We start from the raw sequence: 9,830 nt of genomic DNA on the forward strand, positions 1-9,830 counted from the left end.
TTGGCAATGTGGCTGAGGATGGCGACGACTGATGCTTGAATCAGAATGACCCAGAGCATGACCGAATAGTTGTTCAGCCAGATCGCAAGCGGCCATGAAGCGAGAAGAGCCAAAACCTGCGATAGTATTTCGACTCGAACCAATGGGCCGAACCTCATCGCGCGGTGATACCGCCACAGATCCTGATGCCAGACACCTCGAATGAGCGGAGCCAAGGCCATCAATTGAAAGGCCCAGGCAGCGTCAGGGACGCCGAACAGACGTGCCAGCGGTCCTCCGAGAAGTAGCAGGACGGCGGCTGTGATTACCCCGCGCAGCAGAGTGTAGGTATGAGCGTTTGCCTGCAGTTGGGGGTCATCTCCGTCTTTCGACTGAATCATCAACTGGTTGACATTGATGTCACTGGCTGACTCGATGACCTGCAATGCGAGTGCGATCGTTGATGCAATCCCCATGTCCTCGATACTGAGGATTCGACCGATGACGATGTTTCGGCCGAATGACAACCCCATCGAGATGAGCTGGCTGAGCCCGACCTGCATACCGCCAGAAATCATGCGCTGTTTTAAGCTCATCTCGCGGCAGCTCCTGCAAGATAAGAAACGCCTGACTCCTGAACCGCTCGAATGAGCCCGAATCGTCGCTCAACGACACGAAGTGCGATCGTCATCCGCGAGGTCGGGGACAACCGGTCCGACGTCTGGCAGAGGAACTCACGTCGTGCCAGTGATGAGCTTTGGCACCGTGCAGCGCAATTTGATTTCGAGCGAGGCTCGCGTTTGGTTCCTTTTCCGATTGACTTCACAGGGGAATCCGTCGTGTAAATGTTCCGATGATTTTGATGTTGATTCTCTGGGCGAACCGGAGCCTTCAACCGCGACGCCACGACAGCCGATGAAGGCATTGTCAGCGACGAAATTAGTGTTGAAGTGACACCGATCATGAGGAACCCGTCATATTTTGCGGCCGGACGGATGGGGCGAGGATTTTTCCATTCAGGTAACATCTTCGCACGACCGCTTTGCAGTGCCCTTGCAGAATGCTGTCTCTTGAGGCAATCCTTCCCCAGAAACTTTCCACTTGGAGCTTGAAACCCAGCATAAGAGAGTAGGGTGATATTTGCATCCAACTTAACGGGTTCTTTGATCTCGCTTGAGCGAAAGCCATGCCAATGGCCACAACGGATTGCCTGCTCAATACCTGACTTCGCATCAGGCGCTGGATGTGAATGCCTCGCAATTCGGGATGTTGGCCGGCAACCTGAATTACGCACAGCGACAGAGTGCAGCGCGGAGACACTCCGATTCCAGGTCAGGTGTACTTCACGAAATGATGTGTCTCGAGTCATCTCATTCTTCGATACGGCAGCGACGATGACAGGCACCGTTGTGTCATGATTTGAGGGCGTGAGCGATACGGAATTGTCGTTGATCGCAGAGTTTACTGAGAAACCGAAACGCCAGTTACGATTTTGCCGTCTCAACAGCAGGTTGATCCGCGAGCACACTGAAGAACCAGGCAACCAATGCTGGCTATCCGGAAGATGCCTCGGTCTAGTAGTGTCCGACGTATTCATGCCCGGCATCCCGAGCGGACTTCTCCTGTTGAGCCAGTTCCAGGTCTGAATCCACCATCATGTCTGCCAGGCCTTCGAAAGAAACTCGCGGTTTCCATCCGAGGGCAGTTCGGACCTTGCTGGCATCGCCAAGCAGATAGTCCACAGATGCAGGTCGCAGATAGCGCGGATCAATTTCTACAAAGTCGCGGTAGTCCAGGTTAACGCGGGAAAAGCATCGCTCGCAGAACTCACGAACTGAGTGCGTGACGCCCGTGGCAACCACGTAGTCGTCGGGGCGTTCTTGCTGGAGCATCAGCCACATCGCCTCGACATAATCACCGGCGAACCCCCAGTCCCGTTTCGAATCGAGATTCCCCAGATACAGTTTGTCTTGCAGGCCCACCTTGATTCGTCCGACAGCCCGCGAAATTTTCCGCGTTACGAACGTGTCACCTCGTCGAGGTGATTCGTGGTTGAACAGGATTCCACACGACGCGTGAAGATTGTAGCTCTCACGATAGTTCACTGTTATACAGTGGGCGTAGACCTTTGCCACTGCGTAAGGGGAGCGAGGATAGAAGGGGGTTGATTCCGTTTGCGGGGATTCCACGACCTTCCCGAACATTTCCGAACTGGACGCCTGATAGAAACGGATCGGCTGTCCTGAGTGTTCCTGCGTTTCCCGGACCGCCTGCAGCATCCGGGCAGTTCCCAGTCCCGTGATGTCAGAGGTATAGATGGGCTGATCGAAGCTGACTTTCACATGGCTTTGGGCAGCCAGGTTGTAAACTTCGCTCGGCTGGATTGCCTGAATCAGCTTCGCAAGACCGCTGCCGTCAGTCAAATCGCCATAATGCAGGAACAGGCGGCTTCGGGCGTCATGGGGATCCGACTGCAGATGGTCGATACGTGCGGTATTGGGCGAACTGGCTCGTCGGATCAAACCATGAACTTCGTAACCTTTGCCTAGCAGAAGTTCAGCGAGATATGAGCCGTCCTGTCCTGTGATCCCCGTGACAAATGCACGTTTCGCGATGGTAGACAATTTTACTCCAGGAATTTTCCGTGTATCACCTCGACGAATCGGCGACCGGAGCACCAAAACTCCGGTCGGTGAGACACTCCATTACAACCTTGATAGAACCCAAGTTGGGAAGATAACACTTCCCACACCTCCGGGTCCACAGGCTCAGGCCGAACCTTCTCGGAGCAAAACCGTTCGAATCGTTCGCAGGATGATGTACAGGTCAAGCCACAGTGACCAGTTTCGAATGTAGTACATATCCCAGTAGATTCGCATTTCATAGACGCCGCTGTTACGGCAAGTGACTTGCCACATCCCGGTCAGCCCCGGTCGCACTGAGCAGTACACGGCGAACTCGCGAGGATAATCGGTAATGTACGAGGCATCGTATTCAGGAGAATCCACGATCGGACGTGGGCCGACAACACTCATTTCTCCGCAGAGAATGTTCCATAGCTGTGGCAACTCGTCGAGACTGGTCGTTCGCAGGAAACGTCCGATCCATGTCACTCGCGGATCATTCTTCAATTTGTGAGTTTCTTCCCACTCGCGACGAAACTCGGGGTTGCTCTGCAGGCACTGCTGCAGCACCTGATCGGCGTTTGGCACCATTGTCCGGAATTTCCAGGCCTTGAAGTTCAGTCCTCCACGACCAACGCGCTTCTGACCGTAGAAGATCGGGCCCGGCGAGCTCAAACGAATTGACAGAGCGATAAAGAGAAGAAGTGGCGAGAAGATGAGGCAGACAGTGCCTGCCACGAAAATATCAACCAGACGCTTCAGGAACAGCGTGGAAGCACAGTGACGTGAACTGGAGAGAAGCAGCCCGCAGGAAGCGCCAATTGTATGCGTCCGGTCCCACATTCCGCAGTCGAATCCCCCCAGGGAAGAGAGGAGAACCCGGTTGGGAATCGCATGCAGGAACGCATCGACTTCGTTGTCTTCATTCCAGGGCTGATCTGCAGTGGCAACATTCCGCTTTGCAACCAGAATCCATGTTGCTTTCGATTTTTGGGCACATTCGAGGATGTCGTGCACTGGCAGGAAAGGAACACCTTTCGAGCCAAGTTCGCTTTCAGCTTCCCAATACTTCGCGGAATCCAGAAGGACCGCCACCGGGCGAAGGCCGCGGTCTTCCGTCGTACGGAGGCGGTGAAACATTTCTTCTCCGACGGATGCAGAATCTGCATAGACCAGAGCGGGAGCACCCCACCAGTTACAGCGACGGGCAAGTGCTCGGGCGACGAATCGTGATGTTGGCAGCAGCGGGATTACAAGCAGCAACGTCAGGGCTGTCGAAATGATCAAGTAAGGGAACGCACCAGGACGCTGCAAAATTGCAAAGCCCGCGAAAATAAAGAGTGCGGTTGCGGCGGAGCGGACGAGTTGGCGGAATTCGACGGCACTACTGATGCCCATCGCAGGGTACAAGCCTGCAAGCTGGGCGATTGGGAACAGGAGCAGTGACGCGAGCAGCGCCGTTTCGCTGGTCACCATCGAAGCGGGCTGGCCGAAAACTCGCTCAACCAGAGTTGTTGTCCCGTAGAGCAATACCCAGAGCGTCAGAAAGTCAGCAACAATCAGGGGGATCGACGTCAAGAAGCACTGTACGAGTGAACGACTGGCCAGCATGCGAGAGGCCTGGGCAGCCGCCGGGCTGACCCGGCAGGATGTCACCAGAGACTCAGCGTGCGTCCGATAGACCCGAGGGAGCCGAACGTAGGGGCGAAGGCTACCTTCCTTTGCAAATACTTCGGGAGCATGCGGTGGATCGGAAAATACCGGAACAGGATTGACCATTTGCATCGCAGTATCCATGGGTAAGAACTTCGTTGGAAGCCCGAAAACTCGTCCTCGTTTTCCAGGCTTGTCCGAATCTCTTAATTAGGCAGCTCGTAATGAGCTTGGGGGCAGGTTTTGTTTAATCGAAATCGTCATACGCTACCGAATCGGCAAAGTCATTCAATACGCATGAAAACGTAATCTGCATCCACTGCTTGTCTTGAATGAAACCGCAGTGTTGGTTGGGAGAACCACTTTTTCATTATTCGACCATAAAAAATGACCGGAATCTCGAATTCCCAAATTGTTACGCATTCCCGAGGTTCTTCCACAACTTTTGTTGTCATTATCGCGCGGCTTGCACCGCAACGTATAGACCGCAGGTCGAGAACTAGCGGTGGATCCTCTCTTTTTCACTTTCGCATTGCGCAAAACTAAGGCAATGCCTTTCAGAGAAGCGTTGACCTGAAATTTTCATTAAGCACATCAGGACTCTCGCGCGTCACCAATGTAACAACGACCAGAAGGCTGCACAATTGGGTGGCTTTCGGCTTAACGTAGATTTCAAATTTCATTTGCCAAAAACTCCCGGTAAAGACTTTCCCTTTTCTTGGATCGATCACGTTGAGGCTACGTGTGTACAGTCAAAAGTGCGGATCGCGTGACTGTTCAGTGGTGGTGTTGTAAATATGAGTACATGTGTGAACTGACTGCTTCAGGCCTTCGACCAGTCCGACAAATGATTCTCTGGCAATGTTTTGCGAAAAATGAGAAGCGTCGATGTTGGCAAAATCAGCCGGCAGAGTCGGAGCATAATGCGAGTCACCTCTTAAGACATCCCTGGCGCCGGGTATCAATTGCTGTCGCGTCCCATTTTCCACGTTGGTGTGATGCAAAATACAGCTCGTCAAGTTCAATTCGGCCCGTCAAGCTGGTTTTGTAAAATTCGACCTGGTGGGGGCTGAATCTCGTTCCCGCATCAGGTGAGCATATGGCATGCCAGTATCCGTTAGGGGCTTTATGGGGCCAGATCCGATCATTATTCTTGCGAAAATGAAGAAAAACTGCGCAGCGAGCGCCTGTTTTCAACGCAACTTAAAGTTGCGCGAAGAGCTAGGGTGGGAAGCATAAATCGGGTCTGCTGAGTCGGTCATTTAAAGAAGATATCCGACCTCGCCCTTCTCGTTGAGTCGCTTCCTGGCACGGTCTTGCCGAAGCTGATCCGCTCCTTCCGCACCACACTTTGGGTGGTTTGCTGTTACTTACATTTTGTTCAGATCGGACCCGTGTGGTGTCGTCTGGAAGAATAGGGGGACTGGGGTGAGTCTTTTGGATAGTCTCAAAACTCTGCTGAGGGGGATTCTTTCGGAACGATAGACCGTGATGAATTCGCCGATTGTGTCACTTGTTGAGTTTCGTTTGAACGCAATGGTGTCGAAGGCACTGTGCCCGGCGGCCCAATCATATCAGGAGGGAAAGTCCATGAATTTTGGACGTCACGGACGATCACCGATCGTTTTGGCAATGCTGCTCAGCCAGGTTGTCGCGGCCGGATGTGTAACGCCACCGCAACAGCGTCTCTTGCAACTGCAGGGGGCCAGCGTTCCGCGGGAACTCGACAAGGTCAATCTACCCGACTACGTCGTCGAGCCGCCAGACATCCTGCTTATTCAGGCAATGCATACCCTTCGTTCACCGGACGCGAGACTGATTCCCGGGGATCGCCTTCAGGTTCGACTGAAGAACGGGCTTCCCCTGGATCTGCCTGAAGACGACTCCATCAGTCAATCACAGCGAGACGCCGAACTTCAGATCGAGCTGGGGTTCAAAGTTCTCGCAGGTAACTACCGCGTTGAGAGTAGCGGGGCTTTGGACTTCGGGCCGGTTTACGGAAAAGTCCACGTGGCCCAGATGACAGCAGCGGAGGCCGAAGTCGCGATCACCAGACACCTGATCACCAACGTGGGGGTTAAATCCCCGGAGTTGTCGGTGGAACTGGTGGACCTCGAGGCTCCACAACCTGTTTCCGGGGAACACCTTGTACGTCCTGATGGACGTGTGTCCCTCGGGATCTATGGGGAAGTCTACGTGGCCGGCATGACCCTTCCCGAAGTTCGCGCCGCCGTGACACAACAGTTGGCAGAAAACGGGATTCAGGATCCCAAAGTGGCGGTTGACGTCTCAACGTATAATAGCAAGACCTACTACATCATCAGTGACGGTGGCGGGTTCGGTGAGCAGGTCGCACGTTTCCAGTACACCGGAAATGAGACGGTCCTGGACGCCATTGCACAGATTAATGGTCTGGCCGAAGTCTCGTCCAAGAAAATCTGGATTGCTCGTCCTTCACCATCGGATTCCTGTGCCGCACAGATCCTGGAAGTCGAGTGGGAAGACATCACAGCGTTGGGGCAGACTGCGACGAACTATCAATTGATGCCGGGTGACCGAATCTATATTCAGGCCGACCATCTGGTTGCCCTCAACAACAAGATCGAGAAAATCGTCGCTCCTGTTGAACGACTCCTGGGCGTGTCGATCCTCGGGTTCAACGTTGTCCGAAACTCCAAGGGTGTCTACCCGATCAAGTCGATTGGTGCAGGCGGGGGCGGCGGGAATTTCTGACGAATCCCTCCTTGCGGTGTTGATTCTGATAACAGGATAGATCTTTCCCACACGGTAAATCTGATCGATAGAATTTACCGGGGCGTTCTGATTCACGTTCGGACAGAGAGGGTAAGTCATGCGAACAACAACTCCGCTTCGATTGGCGAAATTTTGTGTGCTCTGCATCACAATGAGTTTGATCGAAGTCTCCATTGCCTCGGCACAGCAACCGAAGAACCGGTTTGGTTCTGAATTCCGGAACAGGCCTACTGTCAGCCCCTACTTAAGTATTGTGGACAGCGGGGGAGCAGCGAATCTCTTCAATATTGTCAGACCACGGCAGCAGGCTCAATCGCGTGCCAGGGACTTCCGCCGGGAACTGGATTCTGTGGAATCCAACTTCCAGCAAACGCAAAGATCGTCGACTCAGCCTCCGGAATTTTCAGCTCCGATCACGACGGGGCGAATGGGACCAACCGGGCACGGGGCAGGGTTTGGTGATCTGGCCGGTTACTTTGGAAACCAGGGCGGTCGCGGGTCGAATGGTGCGAGCAAGGGTAACGCTGGTACCGGTCGGGCCGGGTTCGGTGGGATGGGAACAGTCGGCTTCGGTGGTGGCGGCAGTGCTGCCTACGGCGGAGGGTACGGGGGTGGCTATGGGCCCGGTATCTTCGGTGGCGGGGTTTATGGTGGAAATAACGTCTTCGGTGGTGGTTCCCCCTTCATGGGTGGCTTTCGGTGATCTGAGTCAAACGAGGGTCACTGCCGTCTGATTCGCCTGGTTGAAGAAAACGAATAGAACGGAAACTGGATTAACTCGCTCGGTTTTCGAATTGAATTTCAGGAAAGGATTCCTCCTGTGGTCACATATTTTCAGGATCAGAGTAGCAGCAGGTTTGCTGGCTGGGCCAAGTGGATGATGTTCGCAGTTCTGATCAGTCTCGCACCGACCGGACGCGGGATTGCACAAGAAAGCTTCCATCCGTCGGTTGCGACGACGCAACCCTCGATCAATATTCCCTGGTGGCACAGCCTCTACTACAAGTCAAACGGGATGTCCCGGTACGGTTACGGGTTCGGCAACATGACTCGTAATGTTCAATGGCGACTGCCGATTAATCCCCCCATCAGCAGTCCAAGTTACGGATACTTCCAGCCTTGTTGGCGACAGGTGCCAACGGTCCGGCGGTGTGTGACTTGTGAAACGTTCCCCTCCAACCGGGAAGTCCCCCACCTCGACAATCCGACATACTCCAATTCGCTGCCCCCCACCCCGACCATTCCTCCTGCACCTGGAGCATCCGAGACCGATCGATTGCCGAGCCCGCTGCTCGAAGCGCCTGACGAGCCTGAGTCGGCCGATCCGACTGAAGCTCCCAAAGCATCCGATGACGATGACTTTCGGTAATGGGAATGAGAAACGGTCGCATCGTGGTTCAGCATGAATCGCGGCCGTTCTGTCTCTCCCTTCTCGTGAATGAACAGTGATCAAGCCGTTAAGGGGGAAGGCGAGTTACATCCGTTCTGGGGGGCTGGCTGAAAAGGGTGAATCAGGTAACGTCGCATTCTAAACCGCGGCGCGGCTTGCTTTACCTGCCCGTGCGACTCCAAAGGCGGTCCGGAGAATGGCCACACGAAGGTATGGGATCGGTAGAGAGATTCTCAGGTAACCAGATGTCTCATTTCCTCGCCCCGTTTTTCTCAGTCTCCTGTGAATTTTTTGTCACCTCTCGCGAGAAGAGCGAAGCAGGGTGATTGATCTGTGCGAGGTTGGAACTCACGTCTTAAAAGAATGACGCCGTTACTCGGTGTAGGATGTCAACGTCAGGCCAGGCGCGCGGGGCGGGAAGCAGTCGCCAAAAGGATTGAGTTTCCATGGATATCCCCGGCCAGAGCCGTTGGGGGGGACTGGCAAGAGGTGATCGGTAGTCTGCAGTTCTGAAAACACTCGGACAGAACCCTCATTGGCTGATCGGTAGAGGGCTCGTCCTCGGTGGCTTCGTCGACATGGCTCTTTCCGAGCTATGTCGACGAAGCCATTTTGCATTCTGGCTCCCAGATCCGGTGATTGGAAAACGGGACGCCGGGTGGTGGCCGGGGGAATTTCCTGGCGCAGTCGCAGGTGATTCAAATCGGTGTCTGGCGTGCGGTTTCGTTCCGCAGGTCAGGGCCGGGGCGCAAGCCGATAGCAGCCTGTTGTGGAGTCGTACGTCACCCCTTCTGTGTTATAGAGGCACTGATACAGAACATTTCTAAAGTTGCTGCTCGACGACTTGTAACCGGATGAGAGGATCCGGTCGCTCAGTTGGGCCATTGAGTAGCCCTTCTTGCATTTCCGCAGAATGGTCAGCACGTGTGAGCGAAGCGATTTGCCATTCCGTAGACGCCGGCGATGGACGGTCCGACCGGTACCCATGACTTTGACCAGTTCGCGATCGATTTCATCGAGTTGTTTCTGAAGTTCGTTTCGACGCTTCGCTAATTCGATTGCCCTGACTTTGCGATTTTCCAACATTGCTTCGAGCTCTGAAACCGTCATCACGCCTGCTGCTTTATCCATGGACTTTTGACTCCTGGGCGCTTCGGATGATAGGGAATCGTACCACGGCTGAATCCGGAACGGGGTGGCACAATCAGGAACGAATTGAGAGTTGGTATGTAGAACTTTTACCTCAAAACCGGACGGATTCCAATTATCCACGTTTCCGCTTGCGCGACATGGAATTTCTTATTCTGTTCAAACGAAGGCCCCGGGGGCAAGTCGTCCGGCTTCGAACGGATCACGCGAGCCTCCATGCACTTCTGACTTATCTGCGCTGAAGGATGCCTCTTGTCGCGATTTTGAGGTTCGGCTAGGAT

The 9,830-nt window shown here is 54.2% G+C and carries 7 protein-coding genes; 3 read left to right on the plus strand and 4 right to left on the minus strand.

What is annotated here, in order from left to right:
• From VGE80_RS05395 to VGE80_RS05405, 3 genes are all read right to left on the minus strand, one after another.
• Window positions 1–575: oligosaccharide flippase family protein (locus VGE80_RS05395; protein ID WP_440591943.1), on the minus strand; the 575-nt coding region annotated here is incomplete at its 3' end.
• A gap of 978 nt (window positions 576–1,553) precedes the next feature.
• Complete coding sequence (gene gmd / locus VGE80_RS05400) at window positions 1,554–2,603, minus strand: GDP-mannose 4,6-dehydratase (protein ID WP_440591944.1); 1,050 nt, start codon at window positions 2,601–2,603, stop codon at window positions 1,554–1,556.
• Window positions 2,604–2,747: 144 nt separating this feature from the next.
• On the minus strand, window positions 2,748–4,400 hold the full coding sequence (locus tag VGE80_RS05405) for an exopolysaccharide biosynthesis polyprenyl glycosylphosphotransferase (protein WP_440591945.1): 1,653 nt from the start codon (window positions 4,398–4,400) through the stop codon (window positions 2,748–2,750).
• 1,446 nt (window positions 4,401–5,846) lie between these two features.
• Between VGE80_RS05405 and VGE80_RS05410 the strand changes: the two genes are divergently transcribed.
• The 3 genes from VGE80_RS05410 (at window position 5,847) to VGE80_RS05420 (ending at window position 8,379) form a co-directional block, all read left to right on the plus strand.
• Window positions 5,847–6,989 carry a polysaccharide biosynthesis/export family protein gene (locus VGE80_RS05410; RefSeq protein WP_373651795.1) on the plus strand — a complete coding sequence of 381 codons (1,143 nt, stop codon included), beginning with the start codon at window positions 5,847–5,849 and terminating at the stop codon, window positions 6,987–6,989.
• A 118-nt stretch (window positions 6,990–7,107) separates the two neighbouring features.
• Complete coding sequence (locus VGE80_RS05415) at window positions 7,108–7,713, plus strand: hypothetical protein (protein ID WP_397570240.1); 606 nt, start codon at window positions 7,108–7,110, stop codon at window positions 7,711–7,713.
• 117 nt (window positions 7,714–7,830) lie between these two features.
• Window positions 7,831–8,379: a hypothetical protein gene (locus tag VGE80_RS05420; RefSeq protein ID WP_397570239.1), complete on the plus strand. Its 549-nt coding sequence runs from the start codon at window positions 7,831–7,833 to the stop codon at window positions 8,377–8,379.
• A 756-nt stretch (window positions 8,380–9,135) separates the two neighbouring features.
• Here the strand turns inward: VGE80_RS05420 and VGE80_RS05425 are convergent.
• On the minus strand, window positions 9,136–9,531 hold the full coding sequence (locus VGE80_RS05425; protein ID WP_373651798.1) for a hypothetical protein: 396 nt from the start codon (window positions 9,529–9,531) through the stop codon (window positions 9,136–9,138).
• Window positions 9,532–9,830: the final 299 nt, after the last annotated feature.

Source organism: Schlesneria sp., assembly GCF_036405755.1.
GTDB lineage: Bacteria > Planctomycetota > Planctomycetia > Planctomycetales > Planctomycetaceae > Schlesneria > Schlesneria sphaerica.

What these genes read in the sequence shown, in the direction of transcription:
- VGE80_RS05405 (WP_440591945.1), bottom strand. Translation starts at nt 4,400, where the DNA reads ATGGATACTGCGATGCAAATGGTCAATCCTGTTCCGGTATTTTCCGAT.
- VGE80_RS05410 (WP_373651795.1), top strand. Translation starts at nt 5,847, where the DNA reads ATGAATTTTGGACGTCACGGACGATCACCGATCGTTTTGGCAATGCTG.
- VGE80_RS05415 (WP_397570240.1), top strand. Translation starts at nt 7,108, where the DNA reads ATGCGAACAACAACTCCGCTTCGATTGGCGAAATTTTGTGTGCTCTGC.
- VGE80_RS05425 (WP_373651798.1), bottom strand. Translation starts at nt 9,531, where the DNA reads ATGGATAAAGCAGCAGGCGTGATGACGGTTTCAGAGCTCGAAGCAATG.